At 32.3% G+C, this 24,373-nt stretch carries 22 protein-coding genes and 1 riboswitch; of the genes, 6 read left to right on the top strand and 16 right to left on the bottom strand.

Annotation, left to right across the window (positions count from 1 at the left end):
* Nucleotide 1: 1 nt before the first annotated feature.
* The 15 genes from HF295_RS06590 to HF295_RS06520 all read right to left on the bottom strand — a co-directional run bounded on the left by HF295_RS06590 (nt 2) and on the right by HF295_RS06520 (nt 13,574).
* Nucleotides 2-1,249 (bottom strand): methylaspartate ammonia-lyase, encoded by a 1,248-nt coding sequence (locus HF295_RS06590; protein ID WP_312031382.1) that lies wholly within the window; start codon nt 1,247-1,249, stop codon nt 2-4.
* On the bottom strand, nt 1,246-2,703 hold the full coding sequence (locus HF295_RS06585; protein WP_312031381.1) for a methylaspartate mutase subunit E: 1,458 nt from the start codon (nt 2,701-2,703) through the stop codon (nt 1,246-1,248). The genes HF295_RS06590 and HF295_RS06585 overlap by 4 nt, the downstream gene beginning before the upstream one ends.
* Before the next feature lie 3 nt (nt 2,704-2,706).
* Nucleotides 2,707-4,092, bottom strand: coding sequence for a methylaspartate mutase accessory protein GlmL (gene glmL / locus HF295_RS06580; RefSeq protein ID WP_312031380.1), 1,386 nt, complete (start codon nt 4,090-4,092; stop codon nt 2,707-2,709).
* Between the two features lie 2 nt (nt 4,093-4,094).
* On the bottom strand, nt 4,095-4,502 hold the full coding sequence (glmS, locus tag HF295_RS06575) for a methylaspartate mutase subunit S (protein WP_376739691.1): 408 nt from the start codon (nt 4,500-4,502) through the stop codon (nt 4,095-4,097).
* Between the two features lie 76 nt (nt 4,503-4,578).
* Entirely contained in the window at nt 4,579-5,112 is a 534-nt protein-coding gene (locus HF295_RS06570) for a cob(I)yrinic acid a,c-diamide adenosyltransferase (protein ID WP_312031378.1), read from the bottom strand.
* Nucleotide 5,113: 1 nt separating this feature from the next.
* On the bottom strand, nt 5,114-5,842 hold the full coding sequence (gene kamE / locus HF295_RS06565) for a lysine 5,6-aminomutase subunit beta (protein ID WP_312031377.1): 729 nt from the start codon (nt 5,840-5,842) through the stop codon (nt 5,114-5,116).
* Nucleotides 5,832-7,394 carry a lysine 5,6-aminomutase subunit alpha gene (kamD, locus tag HF295_RS06560; RefSeq protein WP_376739667.1) on the bottom strand — a complete coding sequence of 521 codons (1,563 nt, stop codon included), beginning with the start codon at nt 7,392-7,394 and terminating at the stop codon, nt 5,832-5,834. Before kamD ends, kamE begins: the two co-directional genes overlap by 11 nt.
* Nucleotides 7,381-8,334, bottom strand: a complete 954-nt coding sequence (gene kamB / locus HF295_RS06555; protein ID WP_312031375.1) for a lysine 5,6-aminomutase reactivase subunit KamB — start codon at nt 8,332-8,334, stop codon at nt 7,381-7,383. The genes kamD and kamB overlap by 14 nt, the downstream gene beginning before the upstream one ends.
* A 32-nt stretch (nt 8,335-8,366) precedes the next feature.
* Nucleotides 8,367-9,623, bottom strand: a complete 1,257-nt coding sequence (gene kamA / locus HF295_RS06550) for a lysine 2,3-aminomutase (RefSeq protein WP_312031374.1) — start codon at nt 9,621-9,623, stop codon at nt 8,367-8,369.
* Nucleotides 9,620-10,663 (bottom strand): L-erythro-3,5-diaminohexanoate dehydrogenase, encoded by a 1,044-nt coding sequence (kdd, locus tag HF295_RS06545; protein ID WP_312031373.1) that lies wholly within the window; start codon nt 10,661-10,663, stop codon nt 9,620-9,622. Before kdd ends, kamA begins: the two co-directional genes overlap by 4 nt.
* Before the next feature lie 2 nt (nt 10,664-10,665).
* Nucleotides 10,666-11,484: a 3-keto-5-aminohexanoate cleavage enzyme gene (kce, locus tag HF295_RS06540; protein WP_312031372.1), complete on the bottom strand. Its 819-nt coding sequence runs from the start codon at nt 11,482-11,484 to the stop codon at nt 10,666-10,668.
* The gene (gene kal / locus HF295_RS06535) at nt 11,477-11,860 is read right to left on the bottom strand and encodes a 3-aminobutyryl-CoA ammonia lyase (RefSeq protein WP_312031371.1); all 384 of its coding nucleotides are present in this window, start codon (nt 11,858-11,860) and stop codon (nt 11,477-11,479) included. The genes kce and kal overlap by 8 nt, the downstream gene beginning before the upstream one ends.
* The gene (locus HF295_RS06530; RefSeq protein WP_312031370.1) at nt 11,860-12,504 is read right to left on the bottom strand and encodes a 3-oxoacid CoA-transferase subunit B; all 645 of its coding nucleotides are present in this window, start codon (nt 12,502-12,504) and stop codon (nt 11,860-11,862) included. Before HF295_RS06530 ends, kal begins: the two co-directional genes overlap by 1 nt.
* The gene (locus tag HF295_RS06525; protein ID WP_312031369.1) at nt 12,497-13,150 is read right to left on the bottom strand and encodes a CoA transferase subunit A; all 654 of its coding nucleotides are present in this window, start codon (nt 13,148-13,150) and stop codon (nt 12,497-12,499) included. Before HF295_RS06525 ends, HF295_RS06530 begins: the two co-directional genes overlap by 8 nt.
* Nucleotides 13,143-13,574, bottom strand: coding sequence for a MaoC family dehydratase (locus tag HF295_RS06520; RefSeq protein ID WP_312031368.1), 432 nt, complete (start codon nt 13,572-13,574; stop codon nt 13,143-13,145). Before HF295_RS06520 ends, HF295_RS06525 begins: the two co-directional genes overlap by 8 nt.
* A gap of 45 nt (nt 13,575-13,619) precedes the next feature.
* Nucleotides 13,620-13,794: riboswitch (Lysine riboswitch) on the bottom strand.
* Nucleotides 13,795-13,924: 130 nt separating this feature from the next.
* On the opposite strand from HF295_RS06520, the gene HF295_RS06515 reads away from it, so the two are divergent.
* The 6 genes from HF295_RS06515 to gyrA all read left to right on the top strand — a co-directional run bounded on the left by HF295_RS06515 (nt 13,925) and on the right by gyrA (nt 24,004).
* A complete protein-coding gene (locus tag HF295_RS06515) occupies nt 13,925-14,665 on the top strand; it encodes an SDR family NAD(P)-dependent oxidoreductase (RefSeq protein WP_312031367.1) in 741 nt (246 codons plus the stop codon).
* 54 nt (nt 14,666-14,719) lie between these two features.
* The gene (gene mfd / locus HF295_RS06510; RefSeq protein ID WP_312031366.1) at nt 14,720-18,169 is read left to right on the top strand and encodes a transcription-repair coupling factor; all 3,450 of its coding nucleotides are present in this window, start codon (nt 14,720-14,722) and stop codon (nt 18,167-18,169) included.
* 109 nt (nt 18,170-18,278) lie between these two features.
* The gene (gene yaaA / locus HF295_RS06505) at nt 18,279-18,497 is read left to right on the top strand and encodes a S4 domain-containing protein YaaA (protein ID WP_312031365.1); all 219 of its coding nucleotides are present in this window, start codon (nt 18,279-18,281) and stop codon (nt 18,495-18,497) included.
* Nucleotides 18,487-19,578, top strand: coding sequence for a DNA replication/repair protein RecF (recF, locus tag HF295_RS06500; RefSeq protein ID WP_312031364.1), 1,092 nt, complete (start codon nt 18,487-18,489; stop codon nt 19,576-19,578). Before yaaA ends, recF begins: the two co-directional genes overlap by 11 nt.
* Entirely contained in the window at nt 19,571-21,478 is a 1,908-nt protein-coding gene (gyrB, locus tag HF295_RS06495; RefSeq protein ID WP_312031363.1) for a DNA topoisomerase (ATP-hydrolyzing) subunit B, read from the top strand. The genes recF and gyrB overlap by 8 nt, the downstream gene beginning before the upstream one ends.
* A gap of 12 nt (nt 21,479-21,490) precedes the next feature.
* Nucleotides 21,491-24,004, top strand: coding sequence for a DNA gyrase subunit A (gene gyrA / locus HF295_RS06490; RefSeq protein WP_312031362.1), 2,514 nt, complete (start codon nt 21,491-21,493; stop codon nt 24,002-24,004).
* A 33-nt stretch (nt 24,005-24,037) separates the two neighbouring features.
* Here the strand turns inward: gyrA and HF295_RS06485 are convergent, their stop codons facing one another.
* Entirely contained in the window at nt 24,038-24,355 is a 318-nt protein-coding gene (locus HF295_RS06485) for a DUF2085 domain-containing protein (protein WP_312031361.1), read from the bottom strand.
* Between the last annotated feature and the right edge of the window lie 18 nt (nt 24,356-24,373).

The following is a 24,373-nucleotide window of genomic DNA, read 5'->3' as shown; positions in this document are numbered from 1 at the left end:
ATTAACCCTTCTTCCGATTTGCTTTAGCAAGAACTCGATTCATTTCATTTTTAACAATCATATATCCTTCGTCAACACCCATGCCAGGTTTTGCTAGCATTTGATCAGCCTTACAAGCTATAGCTATATTGGTTGTGATTTGTGAAGAAATATTTGTTTCATTACAAGTACCACCAGAATAAGAACCAATACCTACTTTATTACAATAAATAATAGCTTCACAAATGTTATTAATTCCACCTAAGTCAGGTGTTTTAATTTGTAGCATGTGACCCGCTTTTGCATCTGCAAAATCTTTGATATCTTCTAAAGTATTACACCATTCATCTGCGACAATTTCTAATTTAGATTCTCTTTCATCTAACATTTGAGTTATCTTAGCTAAATAGTTTATGGTTCCTTCTTTACTACCATCATCAATAGGTCCTTCAACCCTTATTTTTAATGGTTTAGCAGTTTCTTCTAAATCAATTAAGTATTCAACAATTCTTTCTAAATCATTATTAAATGCAATACCAATAGTACCATAAACATCCACATGAATCACTGGTAAGTAATCTTCTCTTGCACGATATTTTAAGACTCTATTTCTCATCCATTCAACATAATTTTTTAATAGTTCACCTTGTCTTCCAAGTTTTTCATCTATATTATTAATTAAGCCATGAGGAATTACATCTGCTTCTTTTAATATCATTTTATCAACCCCATCATATCTCTCATCACCTGATTGGGTGAAGATAGGAACAGCTTGATAAACTTCATCATTAATATGATATGATTCTCTAACAATCTCTGCCATGGTTGATTTTTTCCATACAGAAATCGCTGATAAAATTGCTTGTGTTAATCCATAACGAATGGCAGTATGAAGTCTTTGACCATTAATTTTTAAACGATCATATTTTTCAGCCATACTTTTAAAATCACTTAATTCTTGTCCTATTAACAAAGGTGTAATATGTTCTTCAATAAAAGGAATATAATCATCGGCTAAAAATAATGGATCACGTCCACCAGTTCCAGAATATTGAACTGCAGCACATTCACCAATACCTGTATCACCATTTTCTAAAACCAATTGAATTGATATAGCTTCGCCTTTTTGTCTAATGGATTTAAAACCATCAATCAAAGGTTGACCTACATAAAATAAACCATCCTTTTTAGCACCAGCTTTTATAGCCTTTTGATCATCAAAGAAAAAACCGGTGTATGCTTTCGATAATATAACGTCTTTTATTTTCACTTGAGTGGCCTTCCTATTAAAGCACCTTTACTGACAGAATATACATCATCTACCGTTAATTGGAAAGAAATTTTTCTATTTTCTGAATCAGCTCTTGCTTTTATTTTTTCATAATGGAAATCTTTAATATCTTGACTCATGGCTAAAGAACCAAATTCTAAGATTCGAATACGCCCATCATTATCCCTAGCTGGGAAAATCTTACCAGCATTGTATTGACTAGGAGCAAACGGAATATCTAATAAACCTTGTTCAAAGGCTCTTACTGTTCCTACAGCTAGGTCACCTTCACCTACTTTGTAAACAGCATCCATCAAACAATCAACTTCTCTTCTTATTAATTCCATTTCATCATCAAGATCAGCTGAACGCGTTATTTTTTGGTCTTTTAACATTTTTACGATAAACTTTGATGCTTTCACCCCTAAACCATTAGCTTCCATAGTTGGAATACCCATAGATTCATGAGGAGATTTAGTAATCAATTTTGTCGCTTTAGATAAAGCAGCTACTGTTGAACTATATGAAATCAAAGCCATAGCTTCAGCTTCATCTGCAGGGAACCCACCCATCCATTGATGAAATACAGTAGATATTTCCATGTCTTTATAGCCATATTTATCTAAATATTCTTTGGTTTGATAATATAAGGTATTAACAGCAGCTACATCTTGAATTAAATTACCGCCCATACCATAACCAACAGTAATATTCTTCACACCTTGTTCAGCCGCAAGTAAAGCCTCAATAATCATAACCGTATTTGAGATACAAGGAGGGACTAAAGTCCCTGTTAGTGGACCAAAAGGTTCTCTATTGATTTTTATTCCTTGTTCTTCATAATAACCAACCAAACGGTCACAATATTGCCAATTTCTAATGGATACTTCTAAAGGAATTGATTTTGCATAAGGAATGTTATAGGAAATTCCTCCGCCTTCATTAGATGTCCAGCCAGAAGCATGGATAATTTCTGATAATAATCTAGCATCTGGTGTACCATGTCTAGCTTCAATAGGTACATTTACTGATTCTAATACTTGTTTACAAGATTTAACGCCATGATTAACAGCTGGGAACCCATTTAATAAAGCTCGATGTTTAACAACAGATTCATCCAAACCTTTTTCAGCTTCAATATAACGATTTTGTCTAGTATAAGAATCAATCGTGCTCGGTAAAAAATCAGCACCTGATTTTTCCAAATACTGTAACAATTTGATATGTTCTCCAAGTTCTGGAACACCAGCTCTTGGTTGTATTAAGGTTTCTCCATGTTCTTTCGCTTTATTTAAAACAAAGGCAAAATTTTTATAACTAGGAACACCTTTTAAATACTTAACAGCTTCTTCTAAATCAAGTTCAAAATCTGATCCAGTTTTCCAACTTTGTAAGACTTCTTCTCTTTCTTTAAAAAAATCTTTTAAATCAATTTTCTTATTTTTTAGTTTCATAGATTATCTTAACTCCTTAAGGTTCTCTTTCATTAATTTCAAAGCTAATTTAGGGTGTGTTTGAGATAACAGTCCCATAGGTGCCAATATATATTGTTGATCAACCAAATATTCAGGATGTTCTGGTCTTAATTGACTTGAATCATTTAAAATATTGGTCATTTGTCTCAAGATATCTTTTTGATTTAATGAATTGATAATAACTCCACCCGTACCAATTAAGTAAGATACATTGGTTAAATCTTTTCCTGTTTGGTTAAATACTTTACCCATAGGTGTCATCACTTCATGAATCTTTCCAACATGTCTATGCATGGCTCTATATGCACACATTTCAGCTAAAAATTGATCGATAAAAGCATCTCTTTCATCATGAGGTAATTTATGGACATTTTGATATCTTTCATTAACTTCCTTAATTATATCAATCTTTTTTTCTCTATTGATAAATTCAATTTCTCTTTGAGATAAACTTTTTACGATGCCTGGTGCAGAATATCTCATACCTAAATCACCTTCTACAGTTCTTTTAGCATAAGGTTCTTCAAGGCCGTGTAAAACGACATCTGAACGATTGGTCGCAAAACACATCGAATATAAATCCGTTGTCGCACCACCGATATCAACTAAAACAAGATCTCCTAGACCTTTTTCTTCAAGATAACCTTCAGATAATAATTCAGCTGCCTGCAATACAGCATTAGGTGTTGGCAAAATGACTTTATCAATATCTGATTCAATTTTTTTAATACCCTTGGCTTCAATAATTTTCTTTAAGAATAATTCTCTAATTTTATTTCTAGCACATTTAGGGTTTAATTTATTGATTTTAGGCATGACATTGTCACAAATATAACCATCTAAATGGTATTTATCAAATATATCTATGATATTATCTTCGGCCGATTTATTCCCTGCATAAATAATAGGGATATCTACACCCGCTTCACCTAAGAGTTGAGCATTATAAATAACATTCTCTCGATTTCCACCATCGGCTCCACCTGATAGAAGAATAATATCAATATTGTCTTCCTTTATTTTTTTAATATCACTTCTTGTTAAATGATGTGAAAAAACCAAATCTACTTTAGCACCAGCCCCTAAACAAACACGTTTGGCAGCTTCTACTGTTAATTCTTCAACAAGACCAATAGCGGCCATTTTTAGGCCGCCAGCTGCAGAAGAACAAGCAATAACTTGTTCAAATTCTATTTTTTTTCCTAACTTATCATACAAAAGATTTAATGCATTATGATAACCAATAGAGATATCTTCTAAGACTGTAGTGTAATGTGCTGAAGTTCCAATAATCTTTTCATTATCAATATCAACAGCGCATAATTTTGTAAAGGTTGATCCAAAGTCTACTAATAAATAGTTTGACATCTTTACTCTCCCAAATCTTCTTTAATGTCCTCTAAGGCTTCATCAATAGATGTACCTGGAGGATATACCCTATTAAATCCCATTTCATTAAATCTTTCTTTTACTTCATCAAAGTCTTGTTTACCAACAACAATATTACCGCCAACATATAATAATATGTCTTCGATTCCAGACTCAATACATTTTTCTCTCATTCCCCTACAGTCAATCTCACCATGGCCGTATAAAGAAGAAACCATAATTAAGTCAGCATCAGTTTCAATAGCAGCATTAATAAAATCCTCTTGAGATGAAAGCACCCCAATGTTTACAACATTATACCCTGAGTTAACAAGGGTATATTCAATGATTTTGTTTCCCACAGCATGTACATCGGCGCCAATGACGCCTATTACGATTGTTTTCAAAATTATCTCCTCTTATGTAAGCGTTTTTATAACGTAAAACATTATATCATATAACATATGAGATTTAAAGATAAAATTACTAAAATTCACTATCTTTTAAACTCAAGACAAATAATAAATCGCTTAATCTATTAATATATTTTTGAGCATATGACAAATCTTTTCTTCGGTGACTTTTCACAAAAGTAATTAATCTTCTTTCCGCTCTTCTAGCAATGGTCCTACAGACATCAAAATAAGCTCCTACTTTCGTTTTTTCAGTTCCAGGTAAGTAAAAAGTATCATTTGATGGGTAAGAATTTAATGTTGCTTGGATATGGTCCTCAATGAATTCAATATCCATATCAGTGATATATTTAATTCTTTGATATAAATCAGATCTTGGATTGGTCGCAATCATTGAATTAATGGTTTGTAGGTTTTCTTGAACAGTTTTAATAATAGGTAATTTAGCCTCATGATAAGTTAAACCTAAAAACGAACTTAGTTCATCAATGGTACCTAAAGTTTCAAACAAAGGGTCGTCTTTACTAAAAGCATCATCATTATAATTCTTTGATTTTCCAGAATCACCTTTTTTTGTAGAAATTTGTTCTAATCTAGTGACAGCCATTTTACCCTCTCCTTTTGATAAGTTCAGTTACTGCAAAACTTGCGACATCTTCCGCATAAGAACCCGGTCCAAAACCCGCATCATAACCTAATTCTTTTGCAAGTTCATGAGTAATTCTTGCACCTCCAGCGATTAGTAAAACATCTTTTCTCATACCTTCAGATTCTAAGAGTTCAACAAGTTCAATTAAATTCTTTAAATGCACGTCTTTTTGAGTCACCGTTTGTGACACCAATAAAACTTTTGCTTTTTCTTGTCGAGCGATTTTAACAAAATCTTCATTGGTCACTTGCGAACCTAAATTGATAGCCCTTATCCCAGCATATCTTTCCAAACCATAATGACCATCAAAACCTTTCATATTCATTATAGCATCTATTCCAACGGTATGGGCATCTGTTCCAGTAGAAGCTCCGATAATAACTATTTCTTCATCAAAATTATCTTTTATTAGTTTCTCTATATCCGACTTTGAATGCTCAGTTTTTTGGATTTCTACAACCTTTATTTTATCTATATCAACAATTGCTTTTGTTTGACCGTAGACGATAAAAAAGGAAAAATTATCACCAACACTTTCAGCATGTACCACAGAAGGATCAACCAAATTCATTTGCTTACCAATCTCCTTGGCAGTTTGAACAGCCTTGGCAGATAAGGACATAGGAAGTGTGAAACTCATTTGAATTGAACCATCATTCAATGTATCTCCATAAGGTTTAATTTTCATTGAAAAACACCTCCAATTGATCTTGTATTACATTGATGTAATCATTAGATTTTTTAAAGACACCATCTAATCCTTTTCCACCCTTTTCCGTTCTTTTTGTTTGGGCAAAAACGCCCTTGGCCAAGGAATTAAACATGCCTTCTTCAGAAATTTCTTTTAATAACTTATTGGCTTTATCTAAAACCTCATGGGCTCTTTTTTGAATCATCCCATCTTCTTTATATACAATTTCATCAGCCAATGATTTCATAGATTCTTGAACCATTTGAGCATTCTTAATTGCCAAATATCTATCTGAAATAAAAGGCGTATGTATAGCTTCTGTCATCATACCTAATAAATGTATTTTTTGTTCTGTTAATGTAGTCACCATGTTAAACATAGCATTTTGTTGGTAAGCCCTAAAAATATTACCATTGATATGCTTGGTAGGTGGCATATATTTTAAAGGCGCTTTTGGAAATAATTCTCTAGCTAATTCAGCGTGAGCAATCTCGAGTAAAAAAGAATTTTCCACTTGTGGATTAATTTCAAATGCATGTCCTAAACCCATCAACTTCTCAGGTAAATGAGCCTCTATAGCAAAAGCTTCATTAATAAATTGAGAAGCTGTAACTGTATGAGCTTCTTCAACTGCATCACTGGTCGTTAAATAATTATCCTCACCTGTATTGATGATAATTCCTGAATATGCATTAATCATTCTCGAGAAATATTGGTCAACAAAGGTTCTTTTCATATTAATATCCCTAAAAATAATGCCATACATAGAATCATTCAATAAAACATCTAATCGTTCTAAAGCACCCATAGCCGCAATTTCAGGCATACATAATCCAGATGCATAATTTACCAAACGAATATACCTATTTTCTTCTTGGCCGACCTCATCAAGAGCCTTTCTCATAATTCTAAAATTCTCTTGAGTTGCATAAGTTCCACCAAAACCTTCAGTGGTTTTTCCATAAGGCACATAATCAAGTAATGATTGACCGGTTGAACGAATAACCGCAACGATATCAGCTCCAGCTCTAGCAGCTGCTTGAGCTTGAACAACATCTTCATCAATATTTCCTGTCGCAACAATAACATACAATAAGGTCTTTTCTTCCCCGTAATTGTTGATTAATTCTTCTCTAAGTTGTCGGTTTTTCTTAATTCTATTTAATGTATTTTCATAATAGGGCTTTAAGACTTGATGGGTTTCATCTTTACTTAATAAATTATGTCCAACTAAAGAAACAGAATTATCTAAATATGCCTGGCAAAAATCATTTAAAGTCATGTTAGTACTTTTTAAAGCAGAAGCAATATAAACAGATATTCCCTTTGATATATCAGCATTCTCTTTTACTTCATCTACCATTCTATTCATTAATGGAACGTCATATAAATCAACCCCATCAACACCCAACAATCTTAATACTGTTCTTTCAACGGATACAGTAGAATGTAAATCTATATAAGATTGGACATCCTTCGCGATTAGGCCAGCATACTTTCTACTAGAATCAATAATATTTTGATTTAATTTTAACTTATTCACTTGCATCATCCTCTTTTACGTTAATCACATCACGTTTTAATTTTTTTGATAGAACTTTTTTAAATTCAATAGGATCATATGTATATCCTCTTGGTGAATACGGATTGATACATACACCACATACTTCTATAGGATTAATTACAAATATATCGTGATCCATTTTAAAAATATTTTTTAAATTCGTTTGATTCAATTGTATATGAACACCAGATTTTACAACAATATCAAAATTAAGTTTATGATAGGTAGATGTCCATTTAGAGACAAATTCATCAGTTAATGTTTTAGGAAAATATACAGCTTTTGTATTGTCGTTAATTTCATTAAATAAGCGATCAACATTACCTAAGATTGAATCATAATTTAATACTTTTATGTGATTGTGTTCTAAAACAGCTATATTTTCAACATGATTAAAGACGTGATATTCTTTTTTAATTTTTGATAAAACTAATTTTTTATAGGCATAATATGCATGGTCTATGGTTAGTTCCATATCTACTGAATCATTTGCGCCTACCACAAAAATACTTGCATCAGATACTTTTGCAAAACTTTGCCTAAAAAAAGCACCATCAATTAAGATTCTATGGTCATATTGATCCATTAATCTATCAACCAAAACCTGCATATCATCAACCAATGAAGGACCAGCAACCAATACTTTTCCTGGCTTTGTAATTTTGCATATTACTATGGGTCCAACGGCTGTAAACATCTGTGTTTCTTCAATAATTTCATAAGAAGCTTCAAAAGCTTTTAAAGTGTCTTTAGCACTAACAACAATATCATTTATTCTTACATCTATTTGTGGTTTTTCTAAAAATGTAACCTGATCTATTGCCTCTCCATCTAAACCAATAGAAGTAATAATTAAAGGTTTTTGGCTATGTGAAACAATAGAATTTAAAACCGTTGTTTTACCCGCATTTTTAGCATTTCCCACAATACTAATTACTTGAAAATCCCCAAGTAATTCTATGATTCTTTTAATGTTCTTTTCTTCCTTTTCAATTCTTTTGGTTCTAATGATATTTGTTTGCCAGCAAGTAAAGATGAAACACCTTCTACAGACTTATATGCATCACGATTTATATATTCACTTGTTGGTTCAGAATAAGTTGAAATCACACCTTCATAATTTCTTAATACAATCTTGCCTGGCCCTTGAGAAATCACATAATTAGGCATGACAGGAATTTTTCCACCACCACCTGGTGCATCCACAACAAAAGTAGGCACAGCGAATCCTGATGTATGACCTCTTAAACCTTCAATAATTTCAATACCCTTAGATACTGGAGTTCTAAAATGTTCAATACCCAAAGATAAATCACATTGGTAGATATAATATGGTCTGACCCTCATCATTACTAAACGTTGAACTAAAGTTTTCATAATATCTACAGAATCATTAATACCTTTCAATAAAACTGACTGATTTCCTAAAGGTATACCAGCATTGGCTAAACGTTCAATGGCTTCTTTGCTTTCAATAGTGATTTCATCATAATGATTAAAATGTGTATTCAACCATATTGGATGGTATTTCTTTAACATATTTACAAAATCCTCTGTAATTCTTTGCGGAAGAACTACAGGTGTCCTAGTCCCTAAGCGAATAATCTCAACATGGTCGATTTCTCTTAATCTTTTAATAATATCTTCTAATAAAGAGTCACTTACCAACAAAGCATCTCCACCTGATAATAAGACGTCGCGAACTTCTTTATTTTGACGAATATACTCTATAGCTTTATCAATTCTTTCTTTAGGCATTCTTTGATCTGATTGTCCAGCGAATCTTCTTCGAGTGCAATGTCTACAATACATAGAACACATATCTGTAATTAAAAACAAAACGCGATCAGGGTAGCGATGTGTTAAGCCTTCTACAGGCGAATCTGTATCTTCAGCTAAAGGATCTACCATATCATTTTTTCCGACATGTACTTCATTTAACGAAGGGATAGCTTGCTTTCTAATAGGGCAATCAGGATTATTAATATCTGCTAAAGCAAAATAATAAGGGGTGATTGCCATTCTAAATTTCTTTAAAACTTCATGAATATGAAGTTTTTCATCTTCGTTTAAAGTCACATATTTTTCTAACTCTTCTATGGATTGAATTCTATTTCTAACTTGCCAATGCCAATCCTTCCAATCTTTATCACTTACATTAGGAAAATACTTGGCTTTTCTATCTAAGTATGAATCGTTTGTAATTTTTTTCATTGATTTTCCTTTCCGTAACGTTTCTCAAATAATTGATACATTGCCTTAGATTCTCTTAAGATATCTAAAGTAATTTGATCATGGTTTTTAGTGTATCCATTACCAATAATCATTAAGGCTTCAGCCGCAATACCTTCAGCTCCTAAAGCCGCTTTAGTAAATGACGTAGCCATAGAGAAGAAATATACTGTTCCCGAAGCTTTGGTTGGTAATATAGTTGCCATTTCTGTGTTCGGAACATTAACAACATTAATCGTTACATCAGATCCTTCATTATTGGTTAAGTTCATAACGATATCATATATTTCCATAGGTCTTTTTGCATCACCAATAACAATATGATCACAAATATTCAATGCTTCTAACTCTTTTTGATGGGTATCATGATGAATGATACCAATAACTTTTCCATTAGGTCCAGCGCTTTTTCTGGCTTGGTAAGCACATAAAACACCAGATTTTCCTGCAGCCCCTAAAATCACTACAGTATCATCTGTTTTAACCAAGTTCTTAACTTGGGCAGGTGCACCAGCAACATCTAAAGCCGCTAAAGCAATATGCGGAGGTATATCGCTAGGTATTTTTGCAAATATGCCTGTTTCAAAAAGAATGGCTTGGCCTTCTATATCGACTTGGTCTTTATGTAAATGAATGGCATGAATCTTTTTTATTTTTAAAGGGGTTAATGATAGAGACACTAAAGAAGCTATATCATCACCAACTGATACGTCTTTTTGTATATCTTTACCAACTTCTTTTACCCTTCCTAATAACATTCCGCCACTACCAGTAACTGGATTTTGCATTTTCCCTCTAGTATTTACAATATCTAAAATCATTTCAGCCATTTTTTCTTTGTCATTTTCACAAGCATTCTTGATTTGTGTAAATGAAGCTGAATCTATATTTAAGGTTTTAACATCGATTAATATTTCATTATCCATACAAATCATATTATTATTTAATTTATCCGCTGATTGCGGCAATACACCTAAAGGATATATAACTCTATGTGTTCCGTATTTACAAATTTTATCCATAATTACTCCATTCCAAGTATTTGTCTAGCCTCACTAGGACTAGCTATCTCTCTATTATATTTTTTTGCTATTTCAACAACCTTACGAACTAAATCAGCGTTTGATTTAGCTAAAACACCTTTTTCTAAATATATATTATCTTCCAAACCAACTCTAACATGTCCACCATATTTAACCGATAAGTCCGCCAAAGGAAACTCATATCTTCCAATGCCAGCCACTGAATATGTGGCTCCTTCAGGTAATGATTCTCTTAGAAAATGAAAATCTCTTTCTTCACCAGTCATTCCACCGTTAACACCCAACACAAACGAATAATGGTAATGAGCTTTAATAATATCTTTTTTTATTAACCTTTTTGTCATATCTATATGACCTTTTTCAAAACATTCCATTTCATACATCACATGATATTCATTCATTTTATTAGCAAAATAGATAATATCATTCTCAGTATTAACAAATATATCATCGCCACCAAAATTTAAAGTTCCACAATCTAAGGTTGCCATTTCTGGTTTTAAATCTAAAACAGAAGATCTTTCTTGTCTTGACATTCCAACAGCTCCACCCGTTGAAACTTGAATAATTAAATCCGGACAAGCTTTTTTTATGGCTTGGATAATCTCATCATATCTGTCTTTATCTTGGGTAGGTCTTCCATCATCATATCTTGCATGTAAATGAATGATTGAAGCCCCTGCTTCATAAGCACCTCTAGCTTGTTCAACCATTTCTTCAACACTATAAGGTACTGCAGGGTTATGCTCTTTCATAACTTCAGCGCCCGAAATAGCGCATGTAATAATTAATTTATCCATTTCTTTGTTTCTCCTTTGGCACAATGCAGGTTCCTAAGGCATAAGTTGTTAATATTCTCTCTTTTAAAACATCACAAGCAGACTCTGATATATCTGTTCTTGGACTAATGATTTTATAACATTTAAATTCCATTTTTCTTGATGTATTCCCTTGAGATAAAATTACAGCTTCAACTTCAAGAAAATCTCCAGCATAAACAGGTGCTAAAAAATCAACTTTTTCATAAGCCCTAAATAAGCCTTCATCACCATCATTTCTAACCAATAATTCAGTTGCAGCATCACCAAATAAAGCTAATATTCTAGCGCCATCAACTAAATTACCCCCATAATGAGCATCATGACTCGACATTCTTAATTTTAAAGTAGTTTTCATTATTCTATTCCTTTCATCGCTAAGACTTCTCCAATAATCAATTCAGCTTCAGTAACTTTCACAACATCTTCAATTGAATATTGAGGATTTACTTCTAATAAGTGTAAACCATCTTCTTCAACTCTCATCACAGCCATTTCAGTCACAATTAAATTAGCTTGCTTATATGCAGTTAAAGGTAAACGGCATTTCTTTAATATTTTAACTTCACCACGATTGGTATGTCTCATGGCAATAATCACTTTTTTCGCTCCAGTAACTAAATCCATAGCTCCACCCATACCAGGAACTAATTTCCCAGGTATAATCCAAGAAGCAATCGAACCTTCTTGATCCACTTCTAAAGCACCTAACACCGTCATATCAATATGACCGCCTCTAATAAAGGTAAAAGAAGTCGCTGAGTCAATAAAGGCTCCACCCCTATTGATTGAAGCTTTCATTCCACCAGCATTTACTATTTGATTATCTTCTCCTTTATCAGGACCTAAACCAATAATGCCATTTTCAGATTGAAAAATAACTTTTTTATCTTCAGGAACATAATTCGCAACCAAAGTAGGAATTCCTATTCCTAAATTCACCAAATCACCATCATTTAATTCTAAAGCAATTCTTGAAGCAATGATTTGTTTATCATCCATGATAATCACCACCTAATATATAATCAACAAAGGGATGCGGTGTTACCACATCTTCAGGATCTATTTCTTCAACTTGCATACAAGGTTCTACCACAACAAGATTAGCTGCCGTCGCCATAATTGGGTTAAAGTTCCTCATGGTCTCCTTATATTTTAAATTTCCATAATTATCAGAAACTGCCCCACCTATTAAAGCCAAGTCAGCGCCCAAAGCTACTTCCAATAAATATTTGTTTCCCTGAACCTCAATAACCTCTTTACCCTCTTCTACAATCGTATTGAGGCCAGTAGGTGTTAAAACACCACCTAAACCAGCTCCGAATGCTCTGATTCTTTCGACCAAAGTGCCTTGAGGAACCAATTCAACTTCTAATTCTTTTAAATTCATTAGCTTGCCTACCTCAGGATTGGTGCCTATATGAGAAGCTATTAATTTTTTGACTTGATGATTGGCTATCATTTTACCAACACCATTGCCTTCATAACCTCCATCATTACATATAATCGTTAAATCCTTAACGTTAGACTCTACCACTAAATCAATTAATACTTCAGGTGAACCATTGGTTAAAAACCCACCAACATGAATACTCATTCCATCTTTTAATAAAGACTTAAAATAATCTCCATCTATAAATCTACGCATTTTTCGTCTCCCTAGGTGGCATAATTTCAGATTCGCCAACAATAACCACTTCACCATTTTGATTTTTAGCTACACAATCAAAGATAACTCTATTTCTATCCACAATTATTTCTTTAACACTACAAGTAGCTTCGATTTCATCACCGAAGTATACTGGTCTAGTAAACTTTAAAGATTGTTTGGTATAAATACTACCTAAACCTGGCAACTGAACTCCAAAAATTGCAGAAAACAAAGAGCCCACCAACATGCCATGAACAATTTGCTTTTTAAACATGGTCTGTTTTGGATACTCCTTATCCACATGTGCAGGGTTGTAATCAGTCGAAACCTCCGCAAATTTTAAAACATCTTCTTCCAGAAATACTTTTTTGGTCGACGCAAAATCTCCAACTTTAATTTGTTGGATTGTCAATTGATTCATATTTAACCTCCGTTTTTAAAATAAAAAAAGCCGTTATATTTAAAAAAATATAACAGCTCTCCATAATAAATATGGCAATATTTAAACTGTCTGTTTAAATACCAAGTAAAGAACCCTTAGGTAGACCCTATACTTTCGGCGATTCATTCCTTCTTTTATACAACTTTGCCTAAAAAGAAAACAGTATAAAATACCAATGAAACGCGCCTCTGTGCTTTAAATTACACAGTCATTATACTGAAATATGAAAGCGTTGTCAATTGGTATTTTAATAAATAAATATCAAGTTTTCAAATTATTGGTCAATATCAATAAGCCATGATATAATTGTAAGGGAAAAAGGAGGATTTATGAGAGCACTCATCACTGGAGCATCTTCTGGAATAGGTAGAAAACTTGCTATTGAACTAGCAAATAAAGGCTATGATCTCATCTTGATTGCTAGGAGAATTGAAAGACTCAAAGAAATACAAGATATGTTTAATAAGCAAGACATCTTAATCTTTCAAACAGACTTATTAGATCAAAACCAAACAAAACAGTTGCTAATAGAAATAAACACCTTAAAGATAGACCTTTGGATTAACAATGCTGGTTTTGGAAAAGTTGGTGTCTCTACATCCATTGACCTCCAAGACGAAATGGATATGATTGAATTAAATATAAAAAGACTTCATCATTTAACACGATTCGCTATAGACCATATGACCGAAGGAAAAATCATCAATATATCTTCTATGGCATCCTATATCCCAACACCAAAATTAGCTTCATATGCAGCAAGCAAAGCTTATGTTACATCTTATTCAGAAGCCTTAAACTATGAATTGAAAAAACAAAAGAAAAATATAAAAGTTATCACTGTATCTCCAGGACCTGTTCATACAGAGTTTGGAAAAGTGGCAGGTTCTAATCAAAAACTTAAAAGTATGCCTGTAGAAAAGTGTGTTCATCATATCCTTAAAGGTATAAATAAAAATAAGTCAACCATTATTCCAGGATTTAAAATGAAACTTTTAAAATTCTTTATAAGGTTCTTTCCAAAAAAGTTAATTTTATATACAGCCTATAAAATTCAAAGTAGAAAATAAAATATCTTATACCCCTAGCGAGTTTATAACTCGCTAAAAGCACGTGGAGGTCCTATGGAAAATATCCTAAAACATATTCAAAAAAATCCCCTTTTACAAGAAATCACTAACAAAGTAAAAGCCAAACAAAATATCTATATAAACAACACCAATGAAGATAATGCTCTCTTGGTGCTTTTATCACTTTACAAAAAACTTAATCAAACCTTTTTTATTGTTACTCCAAATCTTTATACTTCTCAATTGGTCTATGACAAACTTTCTAGAGTACTGGAAAAAGACCAAGTCAATTTTTACCCTCAAGATGAATTTTTGACCAATGAGCTATTGGTTTCATCTAATGAATTTAGATTAGAAAGAATCAACACTATCGACAAAATTATCAATCATAATCCTAGAATTGTTGTGGTAAATTTATATGGTATTCTAAAACCACTCTTCAATAAAAACAAATGGTCTCAAGCCATGATGACCATAAGAAAAGGCAATCAATATAATATCCAAGAACTAAAGGAAACACTTATAAATTTAGGATATAACCATCAATATACTGTAGAGAAAATTGGTGATTTCGCCATAAGAGGCGGTATTCTTGATATATTCCCAATAAACACAGACAATCCTTATCGTTTAGATTTTTTTGGAGATGAAGTCGATGTTATAAAAACATTTGATTTAGACAGTCAACGTTCTATTGACCAAGTTAACGAATTTAGAATAACTCCTATGACCGATTTCTTCTATGATGATCAGGAGTTCAATATCTTAAAAGAAAAAATAAAGTTACACATTGAGGATTTAAATTTATCAGAAGACTCTCTTAAACAAGTTGATGATGATTTGCAAAAATTAAGTCAAAGAGATGAATTAGATCGTTTAAGTAGATACCTTCCTTTTATGACAGAAAAACATACAACACTCTTAGATTTAGCAGATAATGCCCATACATTTTTTCTTGATTACCATCGAATTCTCGACCAAAATCAAATACTAATTGAAGAAATTAAAGAGTGGTATGAACAAGCAAATGATTATCCAAAAATGCGCTTTAATCTTTTGTATGATTTTTTAGAAGTTGATAGACTTACTTCAATAAAAATTGATTACCTAGATTTCTTCTATAAAGAAAAATTCCCTTATACCTATTCTATTTTTGGTGAATCAGTCACAACCTACAATGAAAACCTCGAATATTTCTTTAATGACTTAGAGAAAAATAAAAATAAATTAACCCATGTTCTTGCTTTTCAAGACGAAAAATACATGCATGAATTCGCTAAACTATTAAAAAACAAAAATATAGAATATATATTAAATAAACAAATAAAAAGTAATGCCATCAACTTAATCCTTGATGACCAAGTATTTAATTTTCATTCAAGAACATTTGAAACAAAAGTAATTACTGAAGAAGCTTTAAGGAAAAGATCTATCCAACGCAAACGCGGTGATTATATCTCTGTCTATAAAAGATCCACAAAACTATCTGGAATTAACGATTTAAAACCCGGAGATTATGTCGTTCACTACCACTATGGTATTGGTAAATTCTTAGAAATTAAGACCATGACCTTTGGTCAACAAGAAACTGATTACATCCATATTGAATACCAAGATAAAGATAAACTCTATATCACTTTAGACGCTATTGATCAAATACATAAATATTCTGCAAGCGAAGGCTTTAGCCCTAAACTTTCTAAAATAGGTGGTAAATCTTGGTCAAAAGCTAAAGAACGTGTAAGAAAACAAGTTCAAGAAATAGCTGATCAATTAATTGATTTATATTCAAGAAGAGAAAAAAGCCAAGGTTTTTCTTACGAAAATTTCCCTGATTTAGAAAATGAATTTTCTGAAACTTTCGAGTATATCGAAACTCAAGATCAAGTTAAAACCATAGAAGAAGTTTTTAAAGACATGAATAAAACAACACCTATGGACCGCCTTATATGCGGTGATGTTGGTTTTGGTAAAACTGAGGTTGCTTTAAGAGCAGCTTTCAAAGCTGTATTAAATAAAAAACAAGTTTCGTACTTAGCACCTACGACAGTTCTTTCTAAACAACATTACGAAACCTTTAAAAACAGAATGACTGATTTTGGTATTAATGTAAAGCTTATCAATCGATTTATCTCTTCAAAAGAACAAAAACAAGTCTTACAAGGCATCAAATCCGGTCATATAGACATTTTAATTGGAACCCATAGATTATTAAGTAAAGATATCGAATTCAAGGATTTAGGCCTATTAATTATCGATGAGGAACAACGTTTTGGTGTTTTACATAAAGAACGTATTAAAGAAATGAAAGTAAATATTGATGTCTTATCCCTTTCCGCAACTCCAATTCCAAGAACATTAAACATGGCAATCATGGGAGTAAAGAATATGAGTTTACTTGAAACAGCTCCTGAAAATAGATATCCTGTTCAAACTTATGTTCTTGAAAGAAATAAAATTATATTAAGAGACGCTATTGAAAGAGAGTTGGCTCGAAAAGGTCAGGTCTTTTACTTATTTAACAGAGTCAGCCAAATTGATTTTATCGCTGATCAGATTCAAGACATTGTTCCTTATGCAAAAATAGGTATTGCTCATGGCCAAATGTCGAAAAATCAATTAGAAAATATCATTGACCAATTTATAAACCAAGAATTAGATGTTCTTATTTCAACAACCATCATTGAAACTGGAATTGACATTCCAAATGCCAATACCTTAATTGTTCATGATGCAGATATGTTAGGTTTATCACAGTTATACCAAATTAGGGGACGTGTAGGTAGGTCTAATAAAATCGCTTATGCATACCTCATGTATGAGAAAAATAAAAGATTAACCCCTGAAGCAGAAAAAAGATTAAAAGTCATTAAAGAATTTACTGAATTAGGTAGCGGTTTTAAAATAGCTTTAAGAGATTTATCTATTAGAGGTGCAGGTGATGTTCTTGGAAAAGAACAATCAGGTTTTATCGATTCTGTAGGAATTGATATGTATATGAAAATTCTTGAAGAAGAAATTCATAAAGTGCAAGGTAAAGAAATAGAAAGCACTGAAAATAAAGGTGTTAAAGCCAAAGTATCTAAATTTATTGATAAAGACTATATCGAAGATGATTATATTAAGATTGAAATGCATAAGAAAATAAAAAATGTTCGTTCTTTAAAAGAAGTCGTAGAATTGTTATCTGAAATCAAAGATAGATTTGGTCATTACTCCATTGATTTAGAAATCTATATATATGAACAACTTTTTGAATATTTAACAAAATCCTTAGATATTGAAAAAATCAAAGATACTAAATCTCAACGAGTTTTAATTGTCTCAAAAGAAAGCACAAAAAAAATGGCTGGAGACCAAATTTTCAAAAGTGGTTTAGATGTTTCTAAAGACATTCGATTCGCTTATAAAAACGAACAAATTCACATCATTTTGGACACTGTTAATTTAAAGAAACATTGGTTATTTACCATGGTAGAATTTTTAGATAAAATCAATTCATAAAAGATACCTTTTAGGTATCTTTTTTTCATGTTTTATATGGTAGATTTCATTGAAAAAAAAGCCAAAATATTATATAATATATATATATAATATAATATAGGTGGTTTTTATGAACAATATAAAAATACATACTGAATACATCACTTTAGGGCAATTACTAAAGCTACTTAGTTTGGTGAGTTCTGGAGGCGAAGTTAAACATTTTTTAAGTCACAATAAGGTGATGATCAATGATGAATTTGACAATCGTCGAGGAAAGAAATTATACCCAAATGATAGAGTCAAAATTTTAGATAAAACTTATAAGATTGTTCAAAATGAAAATTAGTCATTTGTCCTTATACAACTATAGAGGTTATCACAAACAAGATATTGCTTTTAGTGAAGGAGTCAATCTACTGATAGGTCCTAACGGTAGTGGTAAAACCAACTTACTAGAAGCGATATATTTTTTGTCTTTAGCTAAGTCTTATAAAACAGAGGATGCTAATTTAATCAAATTCAATGAAGAGTTTTCAAGAATTCATTTGTCTTTATTAAGTGAAAAGGGCAAAGAAGACCTTAAGGTTATTATTTCAAAAAATAAAAAGAAAATTAATTTGAATGGCCATGATATTTTAAAACTCTCTGATTATATAGGTCATGTCAATGTTGTCTCTTTTTTGCCTGAAGATATGAACCTTATCAAGGGCCCGCCTAAAGATAGACGTTATTTTATCGATTCAATCATAGGTCAAATGGATAAAAACTATCTTCTTGAATTATCAAATTACAAAAACCAATTAAAACAAAGAAACGAATTGATTAAACAACTATCTGAAGATAGAAAACCAGACATGACTTTACTCGATATTTATACTGAGCAATTGGCTAAATCAGCTGAAAAGATTATCCAATACCGACAAGTGTTTATCAAAGATATCAATTTGCATCTAAAAGATATTCATCCCTATTTATCTAATTCTCAACATCAGTTTGATTTTGTCTATATACCTTCTATTTCTGCTAATATCGAAAACACACTGAAGGAAAATTATAAAAAAGATTTATTTTATAAAACAACCACCAATGGTCCCCATAGGGATGACTATGGTTTTTATATTAACCAGAGTCTTTCTTCGGATATTTCATCTCAAGGTGAACAAAGAATCATGATTTTATCCTTAGTTTTATCTGTCACCGAGATCATTTATGAAAAGAAAAAAGAAAGCCCTATTCTTCTTTTGGATGATGTTTTTTCGGAATTAGATGAAACAAGACAAAATAAACTGATTAATTACTTAAATCAATCTCATTTACAAACCATCATTACGACAACAAGCATCAATCATATTCAAGATAAAATATTAAAAGAAGCAAATATATTCTATGTTAGAAATCACTATATTAGGAGGCACAAACATGAGTGAAAACAAAACATATACATCCGATAACATTCAGATTCTAGAAGGTTTAGAAGCTGTAAAAAAAAGACCAGGTATGTACATTGGTACAACCGGCCCTAGAGGATTACACCATTTAGTATGGGAAATCGTAGATAATGCAGTTGACGAAGCACTCGCTGGTTATTGTGATACCATCCATGTAGAAATATTACCTGGTGATGTGATTAGAGTTGAAGATAATGGTCGAGGTATTCCTATTGATGTTCATCCAAAAACAGGGAGACCTTCAGTAGAAACCGTTTATACTACCTTGCATGCTGGTGGTAAATTCGACCATAATTCATATAAAGTTTCTGGTGGGCTACATGGTGTTGGAGCCTCAGTTGTAAACGCACTATCGACTTATATGACTGTAGAAATACATAAAGATAGCAAACAATATATCATTGAATTTGAAAATGGTTTCTTAAAGAAAGAACTTGATTGTATTTCTGATACAAAACGAACAGGAACCATTGTAACTTTCCTAGCAAACCCAGAGATATTTGTTGAATCTCATGTATACGATTTTGAAATTTTAAGAACAAGAATCCAACAATTAGCCTTTCTAAACAAAGGAATTCGTTTCACCATCACTGACTCTAGAGATGAATTAAAAATCGTCAATAAAGACTATGTATACCAAGGTGGGGTTAAAGAATATGTTGGTTTTCTAAATAAAGGAAAAGATGTTTTACATTCAGAGATTGCTTATTTTGAAGGTGAAGTTGATAATATTATGGTTGAAATAGCTCTTCAATATAATGATGGTTATGCTGATAATATTTATCCATTTACCAATAATATCACCAACCCTGAAGGGGGTACTCATGTTGAAGGTTTTAAATTAACCCTTACAAGGGTCTTAAATAACTATGGTAAGAACAATAGCATATTCAAGAAAGATGAGTCTCTTCTAGGCGAAGATACTCGAGAAGGTTTAATTGCTATTGTTTCAGTGAAACATCCAGACCCGCAATTTGAAGGACAAACAAAATCAAAATTAGGTTCTTCTGATGCAAGAAAAGCTGTCGCAACCATTATGTCTGAAGGTTTAGAAAGATTTTTACTTGAAAACCCTAATGCCGCTAAAGTTATTATTGAAAAAGCATTAATGGCTCAAAGAGCTAGAATTGCGGCTAAAAAAGCAAGAGAAGCTACCAGAAGAAAATCACCTCTAGATGCCTTAGGCTTCGCTTCTAAATTAGCAGATTGTCGTTCTAGAGATGCTGAAAAAGCTGAAATATATATAGTGGAGGGAGATTCAGCTGGTGGATCAGCAAAACAAGGTAGAGATTCTGAGTTTCAAGCCATTCTTCCTTTAAGAGGAAAAGTACTAAATGTTGAAAAAACACGTTTAGACAGAGCCTTACAAAACAAAGAAATCCTTTCAATGATTCAAGCCTTTGGCACAGGTATTGGTGAAGAGTTTGATGTCAGTAAACTAAGATACCATAAAATCATCATTATGACCGATGCCGATGTTGATGGAGCCCATATTAGAACCCTCTTATTAACATTCTTATTTAGATATTTAAAACCTTTGGTAGAACAAGGATACATATACATTGCTCAACCACCTCTATACAAGATTCAATATGGAAGAAACATCCAATACGCTTATACAGACAAAGAACTTGAAAACATAATGAGTTTAAATGAAGGTAGACCAAATTTACAAAGGTATAAAGGTCTTGGGGAAATGAATCCTGAACAACTTTGGGAAACAACCATGAATCCAGAGGAAAGAACTTTATTACAAGTAACTATTGATGATGCAATAAAAGCAGATCAAGTATTCTCAATGTTGATGGGTGATGATGTTGAAAGTCGTAAAGATTTTATCAATGAAAACGCTGAATACGTTAAGAATTTAGATGTGTAAAAGGAGAGATTTATGGACGATTTTAACAAAGAAAATATCGACGACATCCAAATAAAAACCAATGATAAAATAAAAGAAATCAATGTCACCAATGAAATGGAAACATCTTTCCTTTCATATGCTATGAGCGTTATTGTTGCTAGAGCATTACCAGACGTCCGAGACGGCTTAAAACCAGTTCACAGACGTATTTTATATGGTATGGATGAACTTGGACTAACCCCAGATAAATCTTATAAAAAATCAGCGAGAATCGTTGGGGATGTTATGGGTAAATACCATCCTCATGGTGATTCAGCCATCTATGATGCTATGGTCAGAATGGCACAAGACTTTTCTTATCGTTATCCGTTAGTCAATGGACACGGTAATTTCGGTTCAATTGATGGAGATCCAGCTGCGGCCATGCGTTATACCGAAGCTAAAATGGATAAGATTGCTTCTGAAATATTAAAAGACTTAAAAAAAGACACTGTTGATTTCATAGAAAACTATGATGGCAGTGAAACCGAACCCAAAGTATTGCCATCAAGAATACCTAATCTATTAGTGAATGGCGCTACTGGTATTGCTGTTGGTATGGCCACTAATATACCGCCTCACAATCTATCAGAAGTTATTGATGGTTACACAGCGTATATCAAAGATAATGACATCGACATCGATGATTTAATGGAGTATATTAAAGGTCCTGATTTTCCTACAGGGGGCGTTATCCTTGGACAATCAGGTATTGTACAAGCCTATAAAACAGGTAGGGGCATTATCCGTGTCAAAGCTAAATCAGAAATAAAAGAACTTGCTAATGGAAAGAAACAAATCATTATTACCGAAATTCCTTACCAAGTTAATAAAACCACTTTAATCGATAGAATTGCCCAACTAGCCAAAGATAAAAAAATTGAAGGCATTACTGATTTAAGAGACGAATCAAGCCGAAAAGGTATGAGGATTGTCATCGAACTTAGAAAAGATATCAATCCAGAAGTACTCTTAAATAACCTCTATAAAAATTCTCAGTTACAAGTATCATTTGGCGCAAATATGTTGGCACTTGTTGATGATAAGCCAGTCGTTCTTAACTTAAAAGATATGATTAAATACTACTACTTGCATCAAGTTGAAGTATTGGTTAGAAAAACTAATTTTGATTTAAACAAAGCTAAAGATCGCTTACATATATTAGAAGGTTATATCATCGCTTTAAACAATATTGATGAAGTGATAAAGATTATTAGAGATTCTTATGATGACACTGAAGAAAGATTAATACAAGCATTTAATCTATCAGACAAACAAGTCAAAGAAATTCTTAAAATGCAATTAAGACGTTTATCTGGACTTGAAAGAAGTAAAATTGAAGATGAAATCAATGAACTTAATTTAACGATTAATGATTTACAAGAAACTTTAGCCAGTAAAGAGAAACAAAATCAAATCTTAATCGATGATGCCAATGATATCAAATCAAGATTTGGGGATCAAAGAAGAACAGAAATTGACTTATTTGGTGATTATGACATAGATGATGAAGATTTAATCCCTGTGGAAGATGTAATCATTGCTATCACTACCAACGGTTATGTAAAACGCATGAATATAGACGTTTACCGCGCTCAAAACAGAGGTGGTAGAGGTAAAACAGGTATGCAATTAAACGAAGATGATGTTATTGATTCTATCATCTTTACATCTACTCATGATTATCTACTATTTTTCACAACACTTGGTCGAGTTTATAAGATGAAAGGCTATAAAATTCCTAACTTTGGTAGGACATCAAAAGGCTTGCCAATCGTTAATTTACTTGATCTAAATGAAGGCGAAGAGCTTGCGACTTGCATGACCTTAAAAGATTTTGAGGAAGGTTATTTATTCTTCACAACTAGCAATGGAATTGTTAAGAGAACATCGGTTCAAGACTTCAAGAATATTAGAGCCAATGGTATTAGAGCCATCAATTTAAAAGATCAAGATACCTTACATTCAGTTAAATTCACAGATGGCACAAGAGATATTATCATTGGAGCTTCTAACGGTAAAGCCATTCGCTTCCATGAAGAACAAGTAAGATCAATGGGAAGAACTGCTTCTGGGGTCAAGGGTATTGACCTTGTTAAAGATGAATCAGTTGTTGGCGTAACTGTCGTCTCTGAAGATCAAAATCAAGTATTAGCCATTACCAAATTAGGTTATGGTAAACGTACTGAAGTTGATGAATATCGCTCTCAAAATAGAGGTGGTAAGGGTGTTAAAACTATAAATGTCACCGATAAGAATGGTCCGCTTGCTAAGCTGGTATCTGTTATAGGTGATGAAGATCTCTTGGTGGTCTCAAACCAAGGAATGATCATACGTACACCGATTGAACAAATCTCTATTTCTAAACGTGCAACTCAAGGGGTAAAAATCATTAATTTAATGGATGAACAATTTGTCAAAACCATTGCCTTAATTGCAAAAGAGGAAGACGAAGTTGAAGTCATCCAAGATACAAATGAAAATCCAAAAGAAAATATAGAATAATAATAAAAAGTTTCTGTCTAAAAACAGAAACTTTTATTTTATTATCCATTTAATAAACCATACTAAGGTAGAAGTCATGGCATAACCTGCCCCTAAACCTGTTAATAATCTTCTTATATTGTTTGATTCTAAGATATGATAATACTGCAACAAACCATCAATAGCCATCAACAATAATAAAGCAAGATTAAGATAAATATTATTAAAACCAAACATAATAACGATTGGCCCTATAAGCAATTCACCTATAACAATACCAGTACATCTTGCGCATAAGGGAAACTGATAATTTTTATAAAAGAAAGATCTGCATGACTTTTGATGACAGCCTAAATTCTTGCCAATCTTCATTAATCTTAGCCATCTTCT

The sequence above is a fragment of the Hujiaoplasma nucleasis genome (assembly GCF_013745115.1).
GTDB lineage: Bacteria > Bacillota_I > Bacilli_A > Izemoplasmatales > Hujiaoplasmataceae > Hujiaoplasma > Hujiaoplasma nucleasis.
Note: the sequence above shows the minus strand (reverse complement) of the source record. Positions and strands in the feature narration are given on the sequence as shown.

Coding starts and splice junctions, on each gene's coding strand:
- kdd (WP_312031373.1), bottom strand. CDS start 10,663: ATGGATAAAATTTGTAAATACGGAACACATAGAGTTATATATCCTTTA.
- HF295_RS06485 (WP_312031361.1), bottom strand. CDS start 24,355: ATGAAGATTGGCAAGAATTTAGGCTGTCATCAAAAGTCATGCAGATCT.
- HF295_RS06570 (WP_312031378.1), bottom strand. CDS start 5,112: ATGGCTGTCACTAGATTAGAACAAATTTCTACAAAAAAAGGTGATTCT.
- HF295_RS06515 (WP_312031367.1), top strand. CDS start 13,925: ATGAGAGCACTCATCACTGGAGCATCTTCTGGAATAGGTAGAAAACTT.
- yaaA (WP_312031365.1), top strand. CDS start 18,279: ATGAACAATATAAAAATACATACTGAATACATCACTTTAGGGCAATTA.
- kal (WP_312031371.1), bottom strand. CDS start 11,860: ATGAAAACTACTTTAAAATTAAGAATGTCGAGTCATGATGCTCATTAT.
- HF295_RS06530 (WP_312031370.1), bottom strand. CDS start 12,504: ATGGATGATAAACAAATCATTGCTTCAAGAATTGCTTTAGAATTAAAT.
- recF (WP_312031364.1), top strand. CDS start 18,487: ATGAAAATTAGTCATTTGTCCTTATACAACTATAGAGGTTATCACAAA.
- kamD (WP_376739667.1), bottom strand. CDS start 7,394: ATGCAAGTGAATAAGTTAAAATTAAATCAAAATATTATTGATTCTAGT.
- HF295_RS06520 (WP_312031368.1), bottom strand. CDS start 13,574: ATGAATCAATTGACAATCCAACAAATTAAAGTTGGAGATTTTGCGTCG.
- kamA (WP_312031374.1), bottom strand. CDS start 9,623: ATGAAAAAAATTACAAACGATTCATACTTAGATAGAAAAGCCAAGTAT.
- kce (WP_312031372.1), bottom strand. CDS start 11,484: ATGGATAAATTAATTATTACATGCGCTATTTCGGGCGCTGAAGTTATG.
- glmL (WP_312031380.1), bottom strand. CDS start 4,092: ATGTCAAACTATTTATTAGTAGACTTTGGATCAACCTTTACAAAATTA.
- kamE (WP_312031377.1), bottom strand. CDS start 5,842: ATGAAAATTAAACCTTATGGAGATACATTGAATGATGGTTCAATTCAA.
- mfd (WP_312031366.1), top strand. CDS start 14,720: ATGGAAAATATCCTAAAACATATTCAAAAAAATCCCCTTTTACAAGAA.
- HF295_RS06525 (WP_312031369.1), bottom strand. CDS start 13,150: ATGCGTAGATTTATAGATGGAGATTATTTTAAGTCTTTATTAAAAGAT.
- gyrB (WP_312031363.1), top strand. CDS start 19,571: ATGAGTGAAAACAAAACATATACATCCGATAACATTCAGATTCTAGAA.
- gyrA (WP_312031362.1), top strand. CDS start 21,491: ATGGACGATTTTAACAAAGAAAATATCGACGACATCCAAATAAAAACC.
- HF295_RS06585 (WP_312031381.1), bottom strand. CDS start 2,703: ATGAAACTAAAAAATAAGAAAATTGATTTAAAAGATTTTTTTAAAGAA.